Origin of the sequence: Moorena sp. SIO3A2 (assembly GCF_010672265.1) — a bacterium.
GTDB classification, from domain to species: Bacteria; Cyanobacteriota; Cyanobacteriia; order Cyanobacteriales; family Coleofasciculaceae; genus Moorena; species Moorena producens.
The window spans coordinates 472,040-496,697 of sequence record NZ_JAAHHC010000007.1 but is presented as its reverse complement, the minus strand read 5'-3'; the positions used below and the strand labels follow the sequence as shown (position 1 = coordinate 496,697).

At 42.8% G+C, this 24,658-nt stretch carries 21 protein-coding genes; 11 read left to right on the top strand and 10 right to left on the bottom strand.

The window, feature by feature from the left end:
* Window positions 1–134 precede the first annotated feature (134 nt).
* The 3 genes from F6K64_RS11730 to F6K64_RS11720 all read right to left on the bottom strand — a co-directional run bounded on the left by F6K64_RS11730 (window position 135) and on the right by F6K64_RS11720 (window position 3,237).
* On the bottom strand, window positions 135–1,307 hold the full coding sequence (locus tag F6K64_RS11730) for an RNA-guided endonuclease InsQ/TnpB family protein (RefSeq protein ID WP_229414236.1): 1,173 nt from the start codon (window positions 1,305–1,307) through the stop codon (window positions 135–137).
* 281 nt (window positions 1,308–1,588) lie between these two features.
* Window positions 1,589–2,431: an excalibur calcium-binding domain-containing protein gene (locus F6K64_RS11725; protein ID WP_008177586.1), complete on the bottom strand. Its 843-nt coding sequence runs from the start codon at window positions 2,429–2,431 to the stop codon at window positions 1,589–1,591.
* A gap of 350 nt (window positions 2,432–2,781) precedes the next feature.
* On the bottom strand, window positions 2,782–3,237 hold the full coding sequence (locus F6K64_RS11720; protein ID WP_008177584.1) for a DUF6335 family protein: 456 nt from the start codon (window positions 3,235–3,237) through the stop codon (window positions 2,782–2,784).
* Window positions 3,238–3,689: 452 nt separating this feature from the next.
* On the opposite strand from F6K64_RS11720, the gene F6K64_RS11715 reads away from it, so the two are divergent.
* Entirely contained in the window at window positions 3,690–3,842 is a 153-nt protein-coding gene (locus F6K64_RS11715) for a hypothetical protein (RefSeq protein WP_287257066.1), read from the top strand.
* Between the two features lie 79 nt (window positions 3,843–3,921).
* On the opposite strand, the gene F6K64_RS11710 is transcribed toward F6K64_RS11715, so the two are convergent.
* Window positions 3,922–5,556: a pentapeptide repeat-containing protein gene (locus tag F6K64_RS11710; RefSeq protein ID WP_008177582.1), complete on the bottom strand. Its 1,635-nt coding sequence runs from the start codon at window positions 5,554–5,556 to the stop codon at window positions 3,922–3,924.
* A gap of 487 nt (window positions 5,557–6,043) precedes the next feature.
* Here F6K64_RS11710 and F6K64_RS11705 point away from each other — a divergent pair, with 487 nt between their 5' ends.
* The 6 genes from F6K64_RS11705 to F6K64_RS11680 all read left to right on the top strand — a co-directional run bounded on the left by F6K64_RS11705 (window position 6,044) and on the right by F6K64_RS11680 (window position 13,584).
* The gene (locus tag F6K64_RS11705) at window positions 6,044–7,126 is read left to right on the top strand and encodes a DNA cytosine methyltransferase (protein ID WP_008177580.1); all 1,083 of its coding nucleotides are present in this window, start codon (window positions 6,044–6,046) and stop codon (window positions 7,124–7,126) included.
* Between the two features lie 512 nt (window positions 7,127–7,638).
* Window positions 7,639–9,921, top strand: coding sequence for a sensor histidine kinase (locus tag F6K64_RS11700; protein ID WP_008177578.1), 2,283 nt, complete (start codon window positions 7,639–7,641; stop codon window positions 9,919–9,921).
* Between the two features lie 64 nt (window positions 9,922–9,985).
* On the top strand, window positions 9,986–10,615 hold the full coding sequence (locus F6K64_RS11695) for an IS607 family transposase (protein ID WP_008177576.1): 630 nt from the start codon (window positions 9,986–9,988) through the stop codon (window positions 10,613–10,615).
* Window positions 10,602–11,702: an RNA-guided endonuclease InsQ/TnpB family protein gene (locus F6K64_RS11690; protein ID WP_008177573.1), complete on the top strand. Its 1,101-nt coding sequence runs from the start codon at window positions 10,602–10,604 to the stop codon at window positions 11,700–11,702. Before F6K64_RS11695 ends, F6K64_RS11690 begins: the two co-directional genes overlap by 14 nt.
* 15 nt (window positions 11,703–11,717) lie before the next feature.
* On the top strand, window positions 11,718–12,155 hold the full coding sequence (locus F6K64_RS11685) for a response regulator (RefSeq protein ID WP_008177571.1): 438 nt from the start codon (window positions 11,718–11,720) through the stop codon (window positions 12,153–12,155).
* Window positions 12,156–12,396: 241 nt separating this feature from the next.
* Window positions 12,397–13,584, top strand: a complete 1,188-nt coding sequence (locus F6K64_RS11680) for a hybrid sensor histidine kinase/response regulator (protein WP_008177570.1) — start codon at window positions 12,397–12,399, stop codon at window positions 13,582–13,584.
* Here F6K64_RS11680 and F6K64_RS11675 read toward each other — a convergent pair.
* From F6K64_RS11675 to F6K64_RS11655, 5 genes are all read right to left on the bottom strand, one after another.
* The gene (locus tag F6K64_RS11675) at window positions 13,579–15,354 is read right to left on the bottom strand and encodes an ABC1 kinase family protein (protein ID WP_008177568.1); all 1,776 of its coding nucleotides are present in this window, start codon (window positions 15,352–15,354) and stop codon (window positions 13,579–13,581) included. The genes F6K64_RS11680 and F6K64_RS11675 overlap by 6 nt on opposite strands.
* A 63-nt stretch (window positions 15,355–15,417) precedes the next feature.
* Window positions 15,418–15,609, bottom strand: a complete 192-nt coding sequence (locus F6K64_RS11670) for a hypothetical protein (RefSeq protein ID WP_154659629.1) — start codon at window positions 15,607–15,609, stop codon at window positions 15,418–15,420.
* 128 nt (window positions 15,610–15,737) lie between these two features.
* Window positions 15,738–16,550, bottom strand: coding sequence for a spondin domain-containing protein (locus tag F6K64_RS11665; RefSeq protein ID WP_044491755.1), 813 nt, complete (start codon window positions 16,548–16,550; stop codon window positions 15,738–15,740).
* Between the two features lie 651 nt (window positions 16,551–17,201).
* The gene (locus F6K64_RS11660) at window positions 17,202–18,203 is read right to left on the bottom strand and encodes a potassium channel family protein (protein WP_287262790.1); all 1,002 of its coding nucleotides are present in this window, start codon (window positions 18,201–18,203) and stop codon (window positions 17,202–17,204) included.
* Between the two features lie 230 nt (window positions 18,204–18,433).
* Entirely contained in the window at window positions 18,434–18,571 is a 138-nt protein-coding gene (locus F6K64_RS11655) for a hypothetical protein (RefSeq protein ID WP_154659628.1), read from the bottom strand.
* Here F6K64_RS11655 and uvrA point away from each other — a divergent pair.
* The 4 genes from uvrA (at window position 18,570) to F6K64_RS11635 (ending at window position 23,801) form a co-directional block, all read left to right on the top strand.
* Window positions 18,570–21,554, top strand: coding sequence for an excinuclease ABC subunit UvrA (gene uvrA, locus F6K64_RS11650; protein ID WP_008177551.1), 2,985 nt, complete (start codon window positions 18,570–18,572; stop codon window positions 21,552–21,554). The two genes, F6K64_RS11655 and uvrA, sit on opposite strands and share 2 nt — an antisense overlap.
* 108 nt (window positions 21,555–21,662) lie before the next feature.
* A complete protein-coding gene (locus tag F6K64_RS11645; RefSeq protein ID WP_008177549.1) occupies window positions 21,663–22,082 on the top strand; it encodes an element excision factor XisH family protein in 420 nt (139 codons plus the stop codon).
* On the top strand, window positions 22,067–22,405 hold the full coding sequence (locus F6K64_RS11640) for a XisI protein (RefSeq protein WP_008177547.1): 339 nt from the start codon (window positions 22,067–22,069) through the stop codon (window positions 22,403–22,405). Before F6K64_RS11645 ends, F6K64_RS11640 begins: the two co-directional genes overlap by 16 nt.
* Before the next feature lie 103 nt (window positions 22,406–22,508).
* Window positions 22,509–23,801, top strand: a complete 1,293-nt coding sequence (locus F6K64_RS11635; protein WP_008177545.1) for an FGGY-family carbohydrate kinase — start codon at window positions 22,509–22,511, stop codon at window positions 23,799–23,801.
* A gap of 127 nt (window positions 23,802–23,928) precedes the next feature.
* On the opposite strand, the gene psaK is transcribed toward F6K64_RS11635, so the two are convergent.
* Window positions 23,929–24,198: a photosystem I reaction center subunit PsaK gene (psaK, locus tag F6K64_RS11630; protein WP_044491752.1), complete on the bottom strand. Its 270-nt coding sequence runs from the start codon at window positions 24,196–24,198 to the stop codon at window positions 23,929–23,931.
* Window positions 24,199–24,658 lie beyond the last annotated feature (460 nt).

Genomic DNA, 24,658 nt, shown 5'->3' with positions numbered 1-24,658 from the left:
AGCTCAGATTTTTTAATTTGGCAGGATTGTGCTAAGTTTCCGTGACATACTCCCAACGCTAATTACTTCGCTATCGCTACGTAATATAGCCTGGGCTTCTCAACTTGCGAGAACTTGGTGCTTCATTGGTAATCCTACGATTCTTCCTCCACACCCAGCTTGACGACCGCTAGACCTTCAACGGCTGCAATACCTCTATTTACGATAATTTTGCCACTAGCCACATCGCGAGGCATGACGATCTGACATTCTGGACAACTATGTATTCTGACACTCAAGTCTTTAGGCACATCAGCCCCACATTCAGGACAAAGTTGACTACTGCCTTTAGCATCAACTTTTTGATAGTAAGTCCCAGTCTTGCGACAAACCCAATCCAAGATATTCAAGAATTGACCAGGCGCACTATCCAAGACGTGCTTGGCAAGCATACCTTTGCTCAATCCCAAAATGTTCAAATCTTCAGCAAAGATCATTCCTGCCTGACGGCAAAGATGATGGCTAACTTTGTAGTGAAAATCTTTTCGCTGATTACCAATCTTTTCGTGCAGCAAAGATATTTTGTGTGTCAAAGCTTGATAAGATTTACTTCCTTTTTGTTTCTTACTCAATCTGCGTTGCAGCCATTTAAGCTTGCTTTGAGACTGAATGTAGAACCGAGGATTATCAATCAATTCACCTTGGCTGGTAGCGACAAAACTGGAAATCCCCCAATCAATACCCAAGGGTTCACCATGAGGCATCGGATCGGGGATAGATATGTCAGAATGCAAAATCAGTTGAGCATACCACCCCGAAGCTTTCATCAGGACTCGAACCTGCTTGATAACAAATCCTTTTGGAATAGCTCGATGCAGAACAATCGGCATCTTACCAATCTTAGGGAGTTTGATTTGCCACCCAGTAATCGGATTCGATTTGAACTGAGGGAATACAAACGAACGATAACGTCCAACCTTCTTGAAGCGTGGAAACCCAAACTGTCTCTGTTGTCTAATCTTAAATGCTCTATCAAGTCTCTTGAGAGCATCTTGAAGGACTTGAGAATGTACAGCCTGAAATTCACGAATGCTTTTCTTGGCGACTGTCAGTGCGTTCTGTTGTTTGTAGTAGTCAGGATATGGTTCGTCAGCAGAGATAATATATTCCTGCCTGAGACTACAAGCGTCAACTCTACACTTACGGCTATTGATCCAGTCTTTTCTTTGTCGTAGTGCGTAATTATAAACACGCCGACATTGTTCGAGCCAATCAAGCATCTTTGCTTCTTGGTCGATATCTGGATGAATGCGATATGTGTAAGTCATGCTTTCCATACAAATAGTCTAACAAATATTGCCGTCTTGTTAGACTATTTATCCGATTGCCAATTATCACCCCATCGAGGGTTTCAATTGGCTTGGCTTGTCCATGTATCCCAACGCCAAATCAAAGATTTCGCGCGCGGACTTATAGCCCGCCAAACCCCCCAAAAGTTAACTCGTCGGGGTAGTGCTGGTGTAGTAGGTTAGGGCTTTTTGGTGGGGTGCCTCCGGATCACATTAAGTAACTGTGAAACTCCCCAAAACCAAAAATACAATTACTTTGTTTACGGCAGTGACTCACAAGCGATACCATCTTTATCACGGTCTAGCCGGTGGGGGTCGCCGGGAAAGGCATCAAGCACCTGTTGGGCTTCAGCTTGAGTACTGAAATCTGAACAATTGCAATCTGAATTCACGCAATTGGGCAATTCAGGTTGTAGATCAGGAGACGAGATAGGTGTTGTGTTACTAACCATCTTGGCAAAACGAACCTCAGATAAGCCAATCAGACTTGTCGGTCCATAGTTGGAGACAACATCGATTCTGGCAAACTGAGCTTCCACATTAGGAAAAGAGAAGATAGTAGCCGGAATATTGGTTGCAGGTCCTTTAGGCAGAGTTAGGGTTGAAGATTCAAAAACTGGATCACTAAAATCTGAATTGTTAGAGAGAACTAAGATAAAGTCTTTGATGCCCCGATTAGTTGCCGTTGTATTGAAAGCATTGTAATTCCAGAGGGCTAGTGTATTGAATAGGACTGGGCTGCCAAAGTCAAAGTCAAAGTTGACATCAGCTGCGGTTGCACAATGATTTAGCTTAGCTGAGAGAAAGTTAGCTGAATTTCCTCCAGCTACGTGGAGTTGATCCAGTTCCGTGCCGCTACCAGTCAGTCCATTGCCATTGAAAATGTTAGCTACAGCTCCAAAATTAGGTGTGAACGAGCCATTATTTAGGTTAACAAAAGCAGTTGGATGTAGGATTTCAACCTGAGAACCAGGGCTGGAGATGTTAGAATCTGTTTGGGCTAGGGCTATATCGGGGTAACTAGTCAGTGATGCTACTATCGAAAGCATCAACAGAACTGTCATCACAAAAGCTTGAAAGCTTCTCAGGAAAATTTGTTTCACTATTCTATGGTTGAGATTACTTTAATGACTTTACGTGAATTTGTCTAATTTTTCAAGCCCCTTACATAATTCAATTGTAGTATTTTGTCACACAAAAACCGCCAGGAAATTACCAGAATTTTTTTTAGTATAAATCATCATTGTTTCCTTTGCGGTAGTTGTCTGATTCATCGGGATTGAACTAGAGGGGAAAACTAAGGTTGGCAGCAAATATCCCCTCTTTTAGACGTTTTTTATGGTTTAAGTCCCGATATTCCCAAACTAATCAATTCCCAAAATAATCCCCAAAAAAACATCAATCCCTCTCCCTATCCCTGACATCCGTTAAGCCATCCGTTGCCAACAGTACCTTATTTCGAGTGCTCGGAGTAATCTTCAGAAGATTCAGGGTTCAGCTCCCAGCGGAGGTGATCACGAACCTCTAACTTGTCTCGAGTTTGCACAGCTTCACCATCAACTGAAGAAATCCCCATGGACTCCAGCAAGTCTTCAGTTACATTTTGGTCAGGAGTGGGCGTTTGTCCTCCAACTGCTTCTTCCCCCACTACTTCAGCCTGATACCAATTATCATAAATATCGCCACCGGTCACATTGCCACCGGATAGTTTGCTAATTCTCAACTTCTCCAAGGTGCGTCCCATCCCAGTGTCACGGTCAACCACACCCTCAAAAATCCGGTCAGGGTCTTCTATTCCAGTCAGGTCTGCTAACAAGACTTCTTCAGTATTACGGTTGTGAGTATACCCTTCCTCTCGGTTGACAATTTCATAAGAGTTGACTACATCGTTGTTCTTGTAATCTTTCATAATCGTTACTCCTGATTAGTGTCATTGTTTGATTCATTAAAATTCTCCTTATAATTAAATTATACTGCTAAAATAATTAAAATTCACAAGCACTCTCCCCATCACCATCACTCCCTTCACCCCAGCATTATCAGGAATATAACGCTATGCTATCAGTTAGCAAAACTATGAAACATTACTCAATAAATTGTAAACTTATCGCTGCTTAGCCCTTAGCTACAATGGTGGCCACCTAGAAATCATGGCTGCTTCCCCTGAACATTAACGTTTTAAAAACGTGATGGATCGCTTTGTTTAAAGCTTAGCTTAAGCATTGAAAATTAGGAGTTTTTTTTAGGTTAAAATCCCTTTATAAGTCCCGAAATTATTGTTGATAAACCTGATTTATGTTATTAATAACAAGGTTGTTGATGGTTAAAGGTTAACCGTTTGACTGTTATTGGATATAGCTAATGAAATTAGTGTCGAATTACCAGTTAGGTAAATTAGGCGATCGCTCTTTTTTAATACAGATAAATTATCAGACGAATTACCAGTTAGGTAAAAAAGAGCGATCGCTCTTTTTTAATACAGATAAATTATCAGTCGAATTACCAGTTAGGTAAATTAGGCGATCGCTCTTTTTTAATACACATAACTGGTAAGTTTTCAAGAACTAATTTCAGAGGGTTCACCTGGAAAATTCTAAAAAATTGCTCCTCTTTTAATTAGCTTAAGCTTTGTGGATTCATCAATTCCTACAATATATCCGAATCGGGCATTTTTCACGTCAGCACCATTAAGGTTAGCACTACTGAGATCGGCACCAGTGAGGTTGGCACTACTGAGATCGGTATCTTTAAGGTCAGCACGATACAAGTAGGCACCACCAAGGTTAGCGCCACTGAGGTTTGCAGCACTAAAATCGGTACCAGACACCCTCATAGGACACAAGTTGGCAAGACTAAGGTTGGCACCACTAAGATTGGCACCACTGAGGTTGGCACTATAAAGAGAGGCACCCCTGAGGTTGGCACCACTGAGGTTAGCACTATAAAGAGAGGCACCCCTGAGGTTGGCACCACTGAGGTTGGCACCACTCAGCTCAGTACCCCTGAGATTGCTATCAATCAGCTTGGCATTACTGAGGTTGGCACCACTGAGGTTGGCACCACTGAGCTTGGTACCCCGCAGATCGGCACCACTGAGATTGGCACCACTCAGCTCAGTACCCCTGAGGTTAGCACTACTGAGATTGGCATTACTGAGGTTGGCACTATACAGAGAGGCACCACTGAAGTTCGCATTACTGAGGTCGGCACCACTAAGGTCGGCACCACTAAGATTGGCACGAATTAGCTTCGCACTACTGAAGTTGGCATTGCTGAGGTTAGCATTACCGAGGTTCCCACCAATCACCTTAACATCACTGAGGTTAGCACCACTCAAGTTCGCACGAATCAAATTAGCACGAATCAGGTTAGCACTACTGAGGTCGGCACCACTAAGGTTTGCATCATTGAAGTCGGCACCACTTAAGTCGGCACCACTCAAGTCTGCACCACTCAAGTCTGCATCACATAGGTTAGCACCACTGAGCTTGGTATCACTGAGGTCCGCATCACTGAGGTTCGCACCCCTCAAGTCTCGACCCACAGCTCCACCACTAGCAATCTCTGCGACTAGACGCCATTTATGATCAAGCTTGCTATTATCTTCATCATCTGAACTTTCGTTCAAAATTTGAATATCTTTAACAGGAAAACCACTTAATTCTTTTAGGTCTTCTGATTTTATCCGAGCTTCAAGCCCTTCGATAGCTTCTTGAAACCCCTCTAAGATTAAGCGGCTTGGTTTGATATCAATAATGTTGATCGTGTATCCTGAAGATTGTTGTAAAATAGATTCAATCAGTTTTGAAGGTTGAACTGAATTTATATCTCCTTCTAATACAAGAACAGCTTTTATTGTTTGACTTTGTCTTTCGATTATAGTCTCTTGGTGCGTCAGGGTTTGACTTTGCTCTACACCCTGCACCGGCTCTGAGCTACTGCCATCAGTTTTGTTTAGTTGTTCTGATGATTTTTCTTCTACTATTCCCGCAATTTCTTTCCAGTCTAGGGTCAATCCCTCGCATATCCGTTTAAATAAATCAAGCTGAATTGGCTCTGATTTCAAAAATTTTGTAACTGTATAGTGACTTATACCTTGTGACTTAGGAAAGTTACTTTTTAGCTCAAACTCTAGCTTTTCCAAAGCTTTTTTCGCTGTTTCGACACCTTTTGAAGAGGCGGCAATAGTTAGTTTTTTAGTTTTATTACCCTGGCTAAACTCTGTCATTGTCTTGCTGATTTAGCATAACTCTAGCATCAGAAGTATTGAACAGAGAATAGGGAATAGGGAATAGGGTAAAAACTAGGAAGTTTGGGGAGGGTGAGGAGAGTGGGAAAAAACAGGGTATTTATAGCATGGTTTTAGCTAATTCAGATCACTCAGTATTTTCACCCTACCCTACAAGGGACGCCAAAGGCTAACAACTTTCAAATTTAAACTTTCAACCTTTAACATTCAACCTTTAACCTCCAAGTTTAAACATTCAATTTACAACCTTCAACCTTAACCCTTAAACCTTACTAACCTGATCGTAAATAATCAAATATGTACCAATTTGGCATAACAAAATCAGCTGATACCCTTAAACTACAATTAGTCCAAATATAGCCCTGATCATAATTATGAGGTACAGTAAATTTTCTTACCGCTGCTCCCTACTCCCTACTCCAAATAAAAATGCTATAGCTGATAGCTAAAAACTGCTCCCTAAGTCATGAATGATTCAAAAAACGCCATCGATCTATTTGCAGGGGCAGGTGGCCTTTCTCTAGGTTTCCATATGGCTGGGTGGCAGATCACCACAGCAATAGAAATTGATAAGTCTGCTGTTTCCACTTATCGAGAAAACTTTCCTAGCACTAATGTTATTCGCTCCGATGTTCGAGCTATAGACTTTACTCAATTTCAAGGTATTGACCTAGTAGTAGGTTCACCGCCATGTCAACCTTTTTCTGTCCCAAACCAAGAGCGAAATAAACAGTTATCCCGAGCCAAGCCTAAGGATTTAGTTCCAGAATTTATTCGAGCGGTAAGGGATATTCGACCAAAGGCATTTTTAATGGAAACTATGCCTGGGTTGCAAAGGTCTAAAAAAAATCACTATTATCAATGGATTGAGCAGCAGCTTCAAACCCTAGATTATTCAGTTTATGTAGAGGTGTTAGAGGCAGCATCCTATGGAATTCCCCAGTATCGTGAACGTCTATTTTTCGTCGGTTTAGCCACAAAAAATGATTTTACGTTTCCCCGGAAAACCCATGGTTTAGGGACATCTAATCCCTATATTTCATCGGGTTCAGCCTTAACTGATGTTCCTGACTATGAGCCCAATACCACTAAAGTTTCCTATGCCAATAAACCCGTTATTCGTCCTACCCCTTGGACAGCAACTCTAGTCAAAGGTGGGGGAAAACCCATCAATTTCGATGCACCAAGTCCTACCATTACCGCTACTACAGTCGGTTACTGCACCCACATTATTGATCCTGAAGGTGTTTTACTGGTGTATCACCGTCATTTAATGAATGGGGGAAAGCCGAGATCAGGAACAGTTGAAGGGGTAAGACGGCTGACGGTACGGGAATCAGCTAGACTCCAATCCTTTCCTGATCATTTTGTATTCAAAGGTTCTAAAACATCACGATACAGACAGGTTGGTAATGCTGTACCACCACGGTTAGCCAAAGCAGTTGGAGAAGCAATCCATAAAGCCATCTTCCCCTCTGAGGTATCAACGACAAAAGACTTTCAATCCTATTTTGATCAGCTTTGCGACAAATTGCATCTGCGGCTGTAGGGGATAAGAGTGTGGGAGGTGTGGGAAGTGTGGGGAGATACAGTCAACTTAGTTACCCCTACTCCCTACTCCCTACTCCCTTAATGGAGTGTGGGGAGTAGGGAGTAGGGGTAACAACCTGATTTGCGTTTACGTTTGTCCATCAGAAGTTAACGTTTTTTGTTAAGTTAAATTATTAAATATTGAGTTTTTACGTATTATTATTAATATTTTTTTAGAAGCAAGGCTAACATTGCTCTTGCAATCAAGAGGAATCCCAGAAACAGCAGAAGATCTAAAGGCAGGACAAAAAATTTAATGTTTTTTTAAAAATTACTCTAGACCTAGTCGTTGACTTCCTGGGATATACTAGAGATTGCTAGCTAGTCATAGGTAAGTTCGGTTAAAGATCCACAAGTATTAGACCAAATAGTATTAGGCAAAATAGTATTAGGAATGATATCGATAATCGGAGAGCCTTCCTTCTAGAACTCGTATAACTGTTGATAATCCTGGATTAAGGTCAGAGAATTATGCTAGGAATAGATTTACCAGCACAACAAACCAAATTGGATCACGAACCGATTCATGTGATTGGTCAGATTCAGCCTCATGGGGGACTGTTGGTACTGGAAGAGCCTGAGCTAAAAATATTACAAGTTAGCAACAATACCTCTAGGGTTTTGGGAATCCCTGCCGAAGCCATGCTAGAAAAAACCCTAGAAGATGTACTTGACCCATTCCAAGTGGAGAGAATTAAAGCTGGGTTATCTGAGGAAAATCTAGACCTAATCAATCCTACTAAAATTTGGGCGAGGAAAAAAGGCGATGATTACGCAGTCTTTGATGGTGTGTTTCATCGTAACTCAGATGGCTGTCTGATTCTGGAATTAGAACCAGCAGTTTCCCGGGAAACTATCCCATTTTTAAGCTTTTATCATCTAGCAAGAGCCTCCATCAACCAGCTCCAACAAACCTCAAACCTCCGAGATTTTTGTCAGATCATTGTCAAAGAGGTGCGAAAAGTCACTGGGTTTGACCGGGTGATGCTCTATAAGTTTGAAGATGATGACCATGGAGCAGTTATTGCCGAAGAAAAACTAGACAGTCTGGAATCTTACCTAGGCTTACACTATCCAGAATCCGATATTCCTAAACCAGCTAGACGATTATTCTGTTCCAATTGGATCCGCTTAATTCCAGATGCCAATTCCCAACCTGTTGAGATTTTTCCTACCGATAATCCCATCACCAATCGCCCCCTTGATTTAACATTATCAATTCTCAGAAGTGCTTCCCCCTGTCATATCAAGTACCTCCACAATATGGGAGTTGGGGCGTCTTTGACTATTTCATTGATTAAAGATAAAAAACTCTGGGGACTTATTGCTTGTCATCATCAAACTCCTAAGTATGTATCCTATGAGTTGCGCAAAGCTTGCGAATTTTTAGGACGAGTGATTTTCTCAGAAATTTCAGCCCGAGAAGAGACGGAAGACTATGACTATCAGATGAAGTTGTCCTATATTCAATCAATATTGATTGAGTATATGTCCCAAGAAGAAAACTTTATTGATGGCTTAGTTAAGCATGACCCCAATTTACTGGACTTAACCAGTGCTCAAGGTGCAGCAATTTGTTTTGGGGATAATTTTACGGTTATTGGTGAAACCCCTAGTGAAGAAGACCTGAAGTTTTTGGTGCAATGGCTGAAACAGAATGTTAATCAAGAGGTTTTCTATACTGATTCTCTGCCTCGCATTTATCCTGATGCACAACGGTTTAAAGATATTGGTAGTGGCCTGCTAGCCATCCCCATTTCCAAGAGAAACTATGTACTGTGGTTCCGATCAGAGGTGATTCAAACGGTTAATTGGGGGGGTGACCCCAATAAAGCCTTTGAAACAACCCACACAGAGGGGACTTTGCAACTGTCGCCCCGTAAATCCTTTGAACTATGGAAAGAAACCGTTCGCTTAACCTCTTTACCCTGGAAACAGGTAGAAATTAAGACAGCACTGGAACTGAGGAAAGCACTGATTAATATTGTTCTGCGCCAAGCTGATGAATTGGCTCAATTGGCTCAGGATCTAGAACGTTCCAATGCTGAACTGAAAAAGTTTGCTTATGTGGCATCCCATGACCTGCAAGAACCCCTGAATCAAGTGGCGAATTATGTGCAGCTTTTAGAAATGCGCTATAATGACAAGCTTGACGAAGATGCCAGCGAGTTTATTACCTTTGCGGTTGAGGGAGTCAGCCTCATGCAAACCCTAATTGATGATGTGTTGGCTTACTCGAAAGTCGATTTGCAGGGCATTGAGTTTAAACTGACGGAAGTGGAAACGGCCTTAGACCATGCTCTGGCTAATTTGCGGGGACGCATCCGTGAAACTGGAGCAGTGGTTACCCATGACCCCTTCCCAACAGTTATGGCTGATAGCACCCAGTTGATGCAACTGTTCCAGAACTTAATCGGTAATGCGATCAAGTTCCGCAGTGAACAGCCACCGGAAATCCATGTGGGGGCAAAACGACTCGAAGATTCATGGCTATTTTCAGTGCAGGATAATGGGATTGGCATTGAACCGCAGTTTAGCGATCGCATTTTCGTGATCTTCCAACGTCTGCACACCCGGGATGAGTATCCTGGCACAGGTATGGGTTTGGCTATATGTAAAAAGATTCTGGAGTGCCACCGGGGCAAAATTTGGGTAGAGTCAGAACTAGGTCACGGTGCCACCTTCTATTTTACAATTCCAGTAAGGGGACGCGAGCGTGAGCGTAGAAACGGAGGTGTAACTATGAGCATTTAATCTTATCAAACCTTGTCATACCTTTACAAATATGTAAGTATAGATTTGTAAAGGTTAAGCTGTTATGAAAAAATATGTCACCCCAAAAGAGGCAGCCCAATATTACGGTGTCTCCATTACAACACTCAGGAGATGGGATAAAGACGGAAGACTTGACAGCATCAGGACTCAAGGGAATCAAAGAAGGTTTTGTGTTGAAGGACAACACACGCAGAGTAAGCCCATTGTCGCTTATGCAAGAGTCTCTACACACTCCCAACGAGACGACCTTGATCGACAAGCTGAATTTTTACGGTCAAAATACCCAAACGCTGAAGTTATTTCAGAAGTTGGATCGGGACTCAATTTTAAACGGCGAAAGTTTCTCAAAATATTGGAACGAATATACAGCTGTGATATCTCGGCATTTGTCATTGCATACCCAGATAGAGCAGTCCGATTTGGATTTCCGTTACTTGAATGGTTGTGCCAAAAAAGTGGAGTTAAACTCTTGGTTCTCAATGAACGTAAATTATCCCCAGAGCAAGAACTCGTCGAAGATATCTTGTCCATCCTCCACTGTTTCTCTGCTAGGCTTTACGGACTCCGAAAATACCAAAAACAAGTCACGAAAGCGGTACAAGAAAAAACCTCGGAATCAGACGGTGAAGTTGACACCCAACAGTGTCTCAAAGATCAGGGTGTTTCCGTCTAAAGAACTTCATAAAATCTGGAAAACTTGGCTTAATGCTTATCGTTGGATCTATAATTGGTCAGTAGCCATGCTTAAAAACGGTTATAAAGGTAGTGCTTATGATTTACAAAAACTAGCGAGAAAAGTTGATAGACCAGATTGGGTAAACCAACTTCCAGGTCATCAATTACAAGAAGCAGTAGCCGATGCAATTGATAGTTTCAAGCAAGCCAAAGCCAATCAGGGTTATGTTAAGTTTAAATCTTGTCGAGAAACAAGGCAAGTTATTAAATTTAAAGCGGGAGACTTCAAAAAAAAATGCTGGTACCCAACAAAAGTAAAAGGCTTGTCTTATCGTTCACCTCAAGGTTTCCCTGAAGAATGCATATATGGAACTCAGTTAGTATGGATTAAAGGGAAATGGTACGGGATTTTTCCGGAATATATTGAACCTATCCCTACTGCTCAGGATAAAGTAATAGCTTTAGACCCAGGCGTTAGAACATTTATTACCGGTTTTGATGGTAAAACTTATGTAGAAATAGGTTCTGGTGATATTGGCAGGATTCAAAGACTCTGTCAGCAACTAGATCGGTTGATGAGTCGTATTGACTTAAGCTCTGCAAAAAGACAGAGACGAGCAATGAAAAATGCTGCTCATCGTTTACGCCAAAAGATTCAAAATCTAATCAAGGACTGCCATAACAAGTCAGCTTCTTTCCTTGTCAATAATTACAAGCTTATCTTTTTACCAACGTTTGAGACATCTGTGATGGTAGTAAAGTCAGCTAGGAAATTAAACAAGAAAACAGCTCGTAACATGCTCACTTGGAGTCACTACAAGTTTCGCCAGCACTTAACTCAAATGGCAGATCGTCATGATGTTTTGGTTGTCTTAGTTAACGAATCTTACACCAGTAAAACTTGCCCAGAATGTGGTCAAATTCACGAAAAATTAGGCGGCAGTAAAAAATTCCAATGCCCAAAATGTGGCTTCTCTTTACCACGGGATTGGAATGGCGCGCGGAACATAATGATCCGCGCTTTGTCGGCAACAACCACCAGGTTTTCACCTGGTGCTATACAGATCATTCCTGCTGATGGGTAGGTTTAGAGAGGTTAAATGTTGCACGAAAGACACAAAATCATATTTTTGGTTGAAGACAATAAAGCCGATATTCGCTTAATCCAAGAAGCGTTAAAAAATAGCTCGGTACCCCACCAGGTAGTAACAGTCCGAAATGGCATGGACGCTATGGCTTACTTACACCAAGAAGGAGAGTATGCTGATGCCGTCCGTCCAGACCTGATCGTGCTAGATTTAAACTTGCCAAAAAAGGATGGTCGAGAGGTGCTCGCAGAGATTAAGGCTGACTCTAATCTCAAACGAATTCCTGTGGTGGTATTAACTACCTCAAGAAATCAGGATGACATTTTCCAGAGTTATGACTTGCATGTGAATTGCTACATTACCAAATCCCGCAATCTTAGCGAATTATTCAAAATCGTCAGAGGAATTGAAGACTTTTGGCTCTCGACTGTCACCCTGCCATCCCAATAAAAGGATTAGGGATGGCAGGGTGACAGATTAGCCATAAACCATGAGACACTAGGGCGTGTCTTCAAACTCGGAGATCCCCCTAAATCCCCCTTAAAAAAGGGGGACTTTGAGTATGGCTCCCCCCTTTTTTAAGGGGGGCTGGGGGGGATCATAATCTTGCGGAAAACTTTGAAAACACGCCCTAGGGATGAGACATCAGGGTTGACTAACAGAAACTTGCAGGAAGAAATACTCAAAGGTAATGCCTGAAGGCTCAGTAAAAATCTTGTTAATTGAGGACAACCTGGCAGAAGCCAGATTGTTACAAGAGTTTTTGAAAGAAGCTCAGTTCAGGCACTTTAGTCTAGTTCATGTCAAGCGGTTGCGGGATGCACTCCAGGAAATCGCTGAGGCTAGAGCAATCTCAATTCCCTACGATGTGATCTTATTAGATCTGACTCTACCGGACAGCCACGGACTAGCATCCCTCGGACCCTTGATGAAGCAAGCGCCTAGTTTACCGATTGTAGTGCTAACCAATACCAATGATGATGAATTAGCGATTGAAGCAGTTCGTCAAGGAGCACAAGATTATCTAGTCAAGCGGCAAGTCAAGGCAAAAATGCTGGTTCGTTCCTTGCGCTATGCTATTGAACGTAAGCAGGCAGCAGTTGCATTACGACAAGAAAATCAAGCCCTAGAAAGTCAGGTTCAGGAACAAACCGCTGAGTTGGTTAGAGCCAAAGAAGTCAACCAGCGCAAAGCTGAATTTGTTTCCATGCTCTCTCACGACTTTCGTAATCCCTTAAATACAATCCTCCTTTGTTCTGGATTGCTCCAAGACAAAGAGGAACAATTACCTCAAGAAAAAAAACTGGTTCATTTGCGGCTAATTCGCTCGGCCATCAAAAACATGGCCCAGTTGTTGGATGAGGTTTCATTAATCAGTAAAGCTGATTCCGGTAGACTCCTGTGTCAACCTACTCGGTTGGATTTGAAACGGTTTTGTCACCAATTAGTGGAAGAGTTACAAATCAGTACCAACAACAACCATCAGCTAGTTTTTACCAGTCAAGGGGAATTGAGGGAAGCCCTATGGGATGAACGATTGCTGCGACACATTTTTAGCAATTTGCTCACCAACGCTATTAAGTACTCACCCACAGGGGGAACAGTTCAGTTTGAACTGATTGCTCAGACAGAATGTGTTATCTTCCGGATTCAAGACCAGGGGATGGGCATTCCTCCAGAAGACCAACAGCAACTGTTTCAGCCTTTCCATCGTGCTAGCAATGTTGGCACAATTCCTGGTAGTGGCTTAGGACTAGCTATTGTTCAACAGTGTGTGGAAGCTCATGGTGGTGAGATTTCTCTCAAGAGTCAGTTGGGAGATGGTACTACATTTACCGTTAGTTTACCGTTAATCATGTTGACACTCCCCGGCCTATAAGGACGGGGATTCTTCGCTCAAGCGAAACATTCGCCTGGCAATTTCGGAAGCAATTTGTTGACCTAGCCGTTGAGTTTCCTGCTTTAACAAAAGTTCCAGCATCTTCGGTACCGATTCTAGGTCAAACCTAGAGGATTCAATAATCATAGCCCCAATCTTTTCCATCCGCTCCAGGTTAGGAGACTCTAATTTTCCAGTTACATTAACCGCCAAGCCCACCGATGCAGTTATCTGGCCAAGAGTCTTGTATGAGAGATTCTCTAAACTGGTAACCATCTCTTCAACCAGAGCATTACGCAATATACTCCCTTGCTCGGAGTAGAGAAATTCTAAACCCTGGTGTAAGAGCGCACTAATATCAAACTTCCTACTGGTGCGCACCTGACCTAATAACTCCTCCAAAACATGCCATTGAATTTCATCATCCTGATAGACAATCTCCTGTAAACAAGTCCTTAATTCAGGGGATGAATCCGTTAACAGCCGTTGAGCAACATAGGGATACGTTTGATTGAAGGGCTGAAAATTAGGATTGAGCTTAATTGCTATCCCTTCTAAGGTAGCGGCACTGCGGAAAATCAGGAGGTAGTAAGTGGGTAATTTAAATGGATATTTATAAAGTAACGGGGATAGCTTCCGAATAATACGATTAAAGCCGAATGTTGACACAGTAGCTTCCATCACCCCACCAAAAATATCAGTGAGTTCAGGAATCAGCGAGGTCACATCTGTCTCCGGTGGCAAAAAGTCGAGTTTCTTATAGTCTTGTGCTAAACCTTCAAAATCACCAGTAATCATATGGACAACGGATTCGAGTAACCGATACCGATAAGACGGTTCTACTGAGCTCATCATGCCAAAGTCAAGATAAGCCAATTTCCCATCAGGGGTAGCCAATAAATTGCCAGGGTGAGGGTCAGCATGGAAGTAACCTTCTTCTAAAAGTTGCCGCAAGCAACACTGAAATCCCACATCAATCAGGGTATTCGGGTCTAATCCCTGGGCTTTAATGGTTTCTAGTTCCGTCAATTTAGTCCCAGTGATCCACTCCATGGTTAACACCCGCCGCCCCGAGTATTGCCAGTATATACGTGGTACAGCGATATTATTAATGTCACCGTAAAGTTGGGCAAATCTTTCCGCATTGCGACCTTCCTGGGTATAGTCCATTTCTTCAAACAAGCAAATAGCTAGTTCGTCGATAAGTGCTACTAGGTCGCTGTGAACAAAGGATATTGATTCTTGCGCCCATGCTGCTATTTTCCGCAGGATATAGATATCTAGGGAAATACACTCTACCAGACCAGGGCGTTGCACCTTTACTGCTACCATTTCACCAGTTTTGAGTGTCCCTTTGTACACTTGTCCTAGGGAAGCAGCAGCTACGGGTTTGTCGCTCAGTGAGCCATAGATGTTGTTATAGTTATCCCCTAATTCTTCTTGAATTAACTGATAGGCAATGTGATTAGGGAAAGGAGGTAATTGGTCTTGTAATTTAGTGAGTTCCTCTAAATAAATAGGAGGAACAATATCCGGACGACAGGAAAGGATTTGTCCCAATTTAATGAAGGTTGGACCAAGTTCAGTCAGCTTTTCGCGAAATTCCCAGGCTCGTTGAGGCTGATTTTGGGTAAGGCTACCGGTGACGAAATCCCACGCTAGCCTGATGCTAAAGGTAATCAGTGCCCCTACTAAAGCTATCCTGCGCCCCCAGACTAGCCGAGAACGCTGGCGGTAGTAGTCAGAAATGGTTCTTGGCTCGTACTGCAAGGTTAGTATTTTAAGATTTGTTAAATAATTACAAGAAAATTATCTCTTGAACTTTGCGGTTGGTCAAGGGGTCGGGAGTAGGGAGTAGGGAGTAGGGAGTAGGGAGTAGGGAGTCGGGTGTCGGGTGTCGGGTGTCGGGTGTCGGGTGTCGGGTGTCGGGTGTCGGGTGTCGTCAACAACAGCGGGAAATATTGATGCCGTGTCAGTGTTGAGTTGTTGAGTTTCCCTAGACTGGTCTAAAAAAAGCGATCGCACTATGCCAAGTCAAGCCTGACATGTAAGCGATCGCATGTATCTTGAGTCTAGTGAACTAGTTATTTTTATACTGTTGTTAATCAAGAAGGGAAAATTGAAAATTTTCAATGGTCAATTGCCAAAGGGATTTACGCGAATCTGTTAAGACTCTGACGCCAGCGGCTACCCAGCCATAACAACCCACCGATAGCAAGTAATCCTCCAGTAGTAGAAGATTCTGGCACTTTCTCGACTTTAATACGTGCTATCTGGTAGCCATCCACTGTGAAGTCACCTTGAGCAAATGTCTCAGTTGATAAAATCGGTCCACCTGGGATAAAACCTGGATGCAGGGTGACAACTCCGTTTTCTGGTGTACCGGTATCAGGAATAGTTTGACCGAAGAAGGCAGTAGTCGTCTGCTGCTCGTCGTTAACTTCCGTACCTGCATCCAGAACTTGAGAACCGAGAACGGTAAAGTCAGCTCCAGTGAAATTACCTTCTTCATCAAAAATCTCAAAAGCCAAGGGGTTGCCATTAGCAATGAAAGCATCATTACTGGGAAGAATCATTGCTGCGTAGCTGAAGTAACGGCTAGTAGAATCTACAGTAAATGTGGCTTGGGCAATATCCCCAGAAGCAACTGGACCATTTGGACCAGGAATTACCCCATCAACTGAACCCGCACCACTAGCAAAAAACTCTTGACTAAGCACTGCTGCATTGCCATCCTCTGCAATCCGCTCAAGTCCTGGTGAAGCTGCCTCACCCCGATCATAAATATCAAACAAACCATTATGAAAACCAACCCAGACTGGAGTCAATAACGTGCCGTTTTCCGGTGCCAGGCTTTCAATTGTCACCTTAAGGGTGGCTGCTGTTGCCCTAGATGCCATGGCTAGTGTAGAGGTTACCGTAACCATGGTCACGATTTTGAGTGATTTAATAATTGAATGCTTCATGGTGATTCTGATCAATGAGATCAATATGGTAGATTTGTCAATGAGTGTGTTGCTCAACTATCTATACAGCTACATCATTATCCGTAGAGTGTAAGTATTCAGCTATCAGCTAATGCGCTACGCGCACGCTACGCGAACAGCTAAAGGCCTTGGCCGTTGGCCACGCTACGCGAATGGCCACGCTACGCGAACAGCTATTAGATGCTTTAACTGCTCGGGGTTGGATGAGTAAAACAAGCAGGGATTTTCAAGCAGCCGTATCAGCAGCCCCAGCTTGTTTACTACCGACCGTTGATTAGCTGACGACTGACGGCTGATAGCTGAATGCTTACCGTAGAGTTAATCAGCTAAGTGTTCAAAACTTAGTGTTCAAAACTGATTTTGCTGGCACCGTATCAAGTGGTTAATCCTAGGTTAGTAGCTTGACTAGAATTATTGGTTTCTTGGTTTAATTGTTGCTGAATAGAGGCTGAAAATTTGCTGATAATTTACTGATAATTTTCCGCCTCTCTCAGCCTTGTCTCATGACGTGATATTATCTAGGGTTGACTACTTATGCTGGAAGGGTGTTCGTTAATTTAATTAAAATTAACCATTTAAAATTAACCATTTACAATGGTTAATTAACACATTACAGGTGACATATCACACTTACGTTGAAGATTTCTGTAGCGGTCGTGGTTCATCTTGAGCAACGACAATTAAATAGTCACCATTCTCAAGTTTATAATCTGTCGGTGGATTGGAGATAACATCTCCTTCAATTCCTTTTTGTACTGCTAGGACAATACTTTGATAGGCTTGCTTCATATACGTAAATACTTCCATAAAGGAACTACCCACCCGAGATTCAGGTATCGCAATTTTATAAAGCTTGTTGCCACTTTGAGTACTTAATATTTCAGAGACAACTTTGGTAATTCCATGGTTAAGAGCAGCTTGGGAAATGAGCATGCTACTTAACTCACTGCTAACGATTATTTCGTCAACCTTAGCCCGCTGACAGGATTTAACATGAGTTTCATCTACCAGCTCCACAACTGTGTAAGCGTTGGGATTAATACTTTCTACTGTCAGGGTAGATAGTATAACTTTGGCGTCGCGAGCTGTTTCATCTATGCTGTCATCCCCTAAAATTATAACAGTTCTAGCCTGGATCAAGTTGGCTCGATTCAAGGTTTCATCACATACGTTGCCCTTAATAAAAAACAAATTATTGTCTTCGATAGGCTTCCGGTCTATATTGGCAATTAAAATAATTTTATCATCTTGAGTTTTAGGAAACTTTCGCAACTCATTTATAATAAATTGTGCTCTAGAATTCCATTCGGAAATAATCAAGTGATTGTTAAATTTATAAGACCCCATACCTAGATCATTTTTAATTTTTTGATCGACAAAAATACCAGCGAGGGTAGCGGTGAAGATGGCTAAGAATCCAATCCCCACAAACATATCGAGAATAGCAATAAAGCGACCACCAACTGTGACAGGTGTGATATCACCATAGCCAACAGTTGTTAGGGTGACGATGCTCCACCAGAAAGCATCTGCTTTTGAGATATCTGGTTCCAGCCATGATATAGTGATGGTGTTAATAGTAATAATTATTATAATAATAATCATTACTTTATCAAGGTTTTCACTGCGCAAAAAATTCCAGAATTTTCGATTCCATAGTAAGATCATTTGACTTAGAGGTAATGGTTAGATCATGTCGGTTTAAGTAACTATAATATCCCTTCACGGGGATCTATTCTCGGGTAATGGCTAAGCTGCGGGTGCATCTAATTTATAGATTGAATCGGCAAGGGTGCAGGGGGGCTCAGGAGCTCGGGAGTGGGGTTTGGAGTGTTTCAAGTTTACTGAAAACTATACAAAAACTATACAATTTCAATCTGCGATCGCTCAAGCTGAAAGCTAGAGGGCGTTCGGCAAAGGTCTGAATGCTTAGGTTTAACATTACTATAGGAACGGATAGCGCTACTATTGTTAAGGAGTTTAAAGCCGCTGTCGGTCATGCCAAAATCCTCTAACCCCAACCACACCCAAGACCACACCCCTAACTCTGCTCAAAACACCATTCGGATTCGGGGGGCTAGACAGCATAACCTGAAAAATATTGATCTGGAACTGCCACGCGATCGCATTATTGTCTTTACTGGTGTTTCCGGTTCCGGCAAATCCTCCCTGGCATTCGACACTATCTTTGCGGAAGGACAACGCCGTTATGTAGAATCCCTTAGTGCCTATGCTCGTCAATTCCTGGGACAACTGGATAAACCGGATGTGGATGCCATCGAAGGCTTAAGCCCCGCTATCTCCATTGACCAGAAATCTACATCCCATAACCCCCGTTCCACCGTTGGTACAGTTACAGAGATTTACGATTACCTGCGATTACTGTTTGGAAGGGCTGGTGAACCCTATTGTCCCCGATGCGATCGCAATATTGCTCCCCAGACCATCGACCAGATGTGCGATCGCATTATGGAACTCCCTGACCGGACTCGCTTCCATATCCTGGCTCCCGTTATCCGAGGCAAAAAAGGCACTCACAAGAAACTATTATCCAGCTTAGCCACCGAAGGATTTGTGCGAGTCAGAGTCGATGGTGAAACCTTTGACCTCTCCGATACCATCGAATTGGATAAAAATTATACCCACAACATTGAAGTGGTGGTTGACCGTCTCATCAAAAAGCCTAGTATTCAAGAACGGATTACCGATTCCCTTGCTACTTGCCTAAAACGTTCTACTGGAATTGCAGTTATCCAAGTTTTAGATAATACATCAGCACAGCCAGCAGAGGTCAAATCTGATCATAATTATAAACGTACGGCTCGCAAAAAGGGTAGTTCATCTGACCAAGACCTTCCCCAAGAAATCGTCTTTTCAGAAAACTTTGCTTGCCCAGAACATGGGGCAGTAATGGAAGAATTATCTCCCCGATTATTTTCCTTTAACTCCCCCTACGGCGCTTGTCCATTTTGTCACGGTATCGGTAATTTACAAACCTTTTCTCCAGAACTAGTAGTACCTGACCCTACTCAACCCTTATATAGTGCTATTGCCCCCTGGTCAGAAAAAGACAACACCTACTACATCTCCCTACTCTATAGCGTAGGACAAGCCTATGGTTTTGAAATCCAAACTCCCTGGAATCAGCTAACCTCTGAACAACAAGACATCCTGCTCTACGGCACCGACGAAAAAATCTACATTCAAAATAATTCTGCTTATGGCAAAGAAAAAGGGTACTACAAGCGCTATGCTGGCATTATCCCGATCCTCGAAAAACAGTACAAAGACACTAGCTCTGAAGCATCAAAACACAAACTAGAGCAGTATTTAATTTATCAACCCTGTCCAGAGTGTCATGGTAAACGGCTCAAACCAGAAGCACTATCGGTGCGGTTAGGACAATATCATATTGATGATTTAACTAGTGTCTCAATTCGCCAATGTCGTCAACGGATTGATAACTTACAACTCTCCCCCCGCCAAGCTCAAATTGGTGACCTTGCCCTCAAAGAAATTAAAGCCCGATTACAATTTCTGCTTGATGTAGGATTAGATTATCTTACCCTTGACCGTCCAGCCATGACCCTTTCTGGTGGAGAAGCTCAACGGATTCGCCTAGCGACTCAGATTGGAGCAGGCTTGACTGGAGTTTTGTATGTATTAGATGAACCGAGTATTGGATTGCACCAAAGAGATAATGGACGGTTACTCACTACCCTGATCAAATTGCGAGATTTGGGGAATACCTTGATTGTTGTAGAACATGATGAAGAAACCATTCGCACTGCCGATCATATTGTCGATATTGGTCCGAAAGCTGGAATTCATGGGGGAGAAATTGTTGCTCAAGGGGATTTAGAAACTATAATAAAAAGTGAAAATTCCCTGACGGGAGCGTATTTATCAAAACGCCAAGTAATTGAAACTCCTAGTCAACGTCGAGAGGGAAATGGTCGTTCATTTGTGATTAAAAATGCTCATCGTAACAATCTCAAACACATTGAAGTAGAGATACCACTAGGGAAATTAGTCAGCATTACAGGTGTATCTGGTTCTGGTAAATCTACGTTAGTAAACGAATTACTTTACCCAGCATTACAACATCATCTGACTCGTAAAGTACCCTTTCCCAAACAATTGGATCAAGTTGAGGGACTCAACGCTATTAATAAAGCAATCGTAATCGATCAATCTCCCATTGGTCGCACTCCTCGGTCTAATACTGCTACCTATACAGGAGTATTTGATACCATTCGAGAGGTATTTTCTAAAACTATTGAAGCTAAAGCTAGAGGTTACAAGCCAGGCCAATTTTCATTTAATGTCAAAGGAGGACGTTGCGAAGCTTGTTCGGGACAGGGGGTGAATATCATTGAGATGAACTTTTTGCCCGATGTCTATGTACAATGCGATGTTTGTAAGGGAGCGAGATATAATAGAGAAACGTTGCAAGTGAAGTATAAAGGATATTCCATTGCTGATATTTTAAATATGCCAGTGGAAGAAGCGTTGGAGGTATTTAAGAATATTCCAAGAGCAGCATCTCGGTTACAAACCTTAGTAGATGTGGGGTTAGGATATATTCACTTAGGGCAACCAGCACCGACATTATCTGGTGGAGAAGCACAGCGGGTGAAGTTGGCAACAGAATTGTCACGTCGGGCAACGGGAAAGACATTGTATTTAATCGATGAACCGACAACAGGATTGTCATTTTATGATGTTCATCACTTGTTAAATGTATTGCAGCGGTTGGTAGATAAAGGAAATTCTGTTTTGGTGATTGAACACAATTTAGATGTGATTCGCTGTGCTGATTGGGTAATAGACTTAGGACCAGAAGGTGGGGATAAAGGGGGAGAAGTAATTGCCTCTGGAACACCAGAGGAGGTAGCAGAGCATCCTAATTCCTATACAGGGCAGTATTTGAAGGAGGTTTTGCAGGAGTACCCGCGACAGGAAGGACTGCTAAGTGCTTAGTGCTTAGTGGGTCAGTTATAGGGCATGTTTCAGGGATGGCTTTTCTGATGCGATCGCTATTTGAGTTTCCATCCTAGTTGAGGATGATGCTAGAGGGAAGAGATTGAGATGGCAAGGCGAGACATATACCACAATACGGTTAAGCGTGCCTTACAAAAGGATGGCTGGACAATTACCCATGATCCATTTCCCCTACAGATAGGCCACAAACGCTTATCTGCTGATCTTGGTGCGGAACGTCTAATTAGTGCTGAAAAAGGAATACAAAAAATTGTTGTTGAAGTCAAGAGTTTTGTAGGAAAGTCTGATGTAAAAGATTTAGAGCAGGCTTTAGGGCAGTATATCCTGTATCGTCAAGTCCTGGATGAAATGGGTGTAGAGCGCTGTCTTTATCTTGCCGTTTCTAGACTGACCTTTAAAAACGTGTTTACCATAGAATTGGGAAAGGTATTGCTAAGGAACCAAATTATTAAATTAATTGTTTTTGATCACGATAGTGAAACGCTGATTCAATGGATACCAGATTAAACTACCAAGACATCATCAAAAAAGTATTAATGGAACACGCTGAGTATCGTGCTTCCCTACCTGACAGCTATGACTCTAAAGTGCTTTTCGATGATCAGCGAGGACACTATTTAGTATTAGACATAGGTTGGAATGATGACCAGTACCTACACGCTACACCCATTCACCTAGATTTAATTGGTGACAAAATCTGGATTCAATACGATGATACGGAAGAGGGGATTGCTACCGATTTACTGGAAGCAGGTATTCCCGCAAACGATATTGTACTTGGTTTCCGCCATCCTCAAGTAAGACAATATACAGGTTTTGCAGTAGGCTAAAGGTGGAATGCAGAATGTAGAATGCAGAATGTAGAATGAGGTAAAATTCCAAATTCTAATATTCTAAATTCTACATTCTAAATTCCCTAATCCCTAATCCCTAATGACTGTCTATCTAGGCATCGATTTCGGAACCTCTGGCGCACGGGCAGTAGTGATCGACTCTGTTGGTACTATCTTTGCCGAGACTCAATATCCCTTTCCAATCCAAGCCATCACCATCGATACCGCAACACACTGGCAGAAGGTATTATTTTCCCTGATTGAGCAAATTCCCCAGTCAATCAAGGGTGAAATTAATGCGATCGCAATTAATGGCACCTCCGCAACAGTTTTGTTATGCGATCGCATCGGTCAACCTGTAGATGCACCCATCCTTTACAACGATCCACGAGGAGTAGCTGTGATGGAACAACTTAGAACCATTGCTCCTCCCAACCATGTCGTTTTAAGTGCTACCTCCAGCCTTGCCAAACTTCTCTGGTGGTATGACTGTACAGATCTGATCAGCAAAAGCTCTGCTGAAACTAATCCCCTATACTTCCTCCATCAAGCGGACTGGTTAGCCTTTCTATTGCATGGAAAACTAGGCATAAGTGATGATCACAATGCCTTAAAGCTCGGTTATAATCCTGAAAATCTTTGCTATCCTGACTGGCTCAAACAGCTACCGGTGTCACCCATGCTACCCAACGTCTTGGCTCCCGGTACACCAGTAGGAGTTGTAACCCCTGAGGTAGCTCACGGCTTGGGATTATCACCAGATTGTCTAGTCTGTACAGGTACCACCGATAGTATTGCCGCATTTATCGCTAGTGGTGCCAAACAACCAGGTGAAGCGGTAACCTCCCTTGGGTCTACCGTGGTATTGAAACTATTGAGTACCACTCCTCTAGAAGACGCCAAATTTGGGATTTACAGTCATCGATTGGGAAATTTATGGCTTACCGGTGGCGCATCCAACACGGGTGGAGCAGTACTACGCCACTTTTTCAGTGACAGAGAATTAGAAAGTCTCAGCTCTCAAATCGACCCGGAGCAAGAAAGTGCCTTGGATTATTATCCCTTACTTAGACCAGGCGATCGCTTTCCCATTAATGACCCTGATCTCCGGCCAAGATTGGAACCCAAACCCGATAATTCCGTGGAATTTCTCCAAGGAATGCTCGAAAGCATAGCGCGAATTGAAGCTAGGGGATATAGCTTGTTGCAACAGCTCGGAGCAAGTCCCTTAACCGGTGTCTATACTGCTGGTGGTGGTGCCAAAAATCCTACCTGGACAAGGATTCGAGAGCGTCAGCTCATGGTACCGATGTTGACATCCCTTCACACAGCGGCTGCTTATGGTACAGCACTATTAGCAAAGCAGGGATGCCTGTTAGAAGATCGGGTATAGGGTGATCGGCTAGAGGGTGACCGAGTGTAGGGTGACCGGGTGAGAATCTGCTCTGAGTCATCACCTCTGGCTCAACCTGACCATCATCTCTACTCCCGTTCGCCCTATACCCCACAGCTACTAACTTCTAGATAATCCCCATGTTAGCCAATCCTAAGATAGTGCCTAGTCCTAGGATGTGACCGAAGCTGGTGGTTGCCAGTAGGGCGGGAAGACCCATGCCACCGAAGAACTCAGGCATAGGCAATGCCGGACCTGCGCTAGGATTCTGGATAGTAGCTTTTCCGAAGGCAATCGCTAGGACATTGCAGACAATCATGATGATTCCGACTGTCGGGCTCCATTCCAGGGTGTTGGGAACGGCAGATGCAGCAGCAAGCAAGATTGAGTAAGTCAATTTGTGTTCTCCTGTTTTTGATAGACTCTTACAGTGATCTCTTAAAGATTTAATCTTTTATAAAGATTTTACCAGCACGGTCTCATAATTAATTTTTTTGGAAAAGTCGATTCCGTTGCCAGTCTTGCTTTGATTACCCTTGATTAGAGAGCGAAAGCCCGTGATTACTAGACTTTTGGGCGGTGGGATTCGGTAAAATTAAATCAAGCCTTTATGTAAATAATTGTTAAGTAATCCCTGGTTGCTCAGTCAATGTTTCGGTAAATTTACATAAATTAATAAAAGCGGGATAAACCCTGGATTGATCAATCAATCCGGGTTGACCGGATTAATTCATCCTGCATGGCTGGTGATATCTTACGCCTAGCGGCGAGTATCACTAGCCATGGGGGGTTAGCTTCCTCCGCTCTTATGCCCCACACCTCAATGCTACGCCATGAGTGTTTAAAGTTACCGTAAG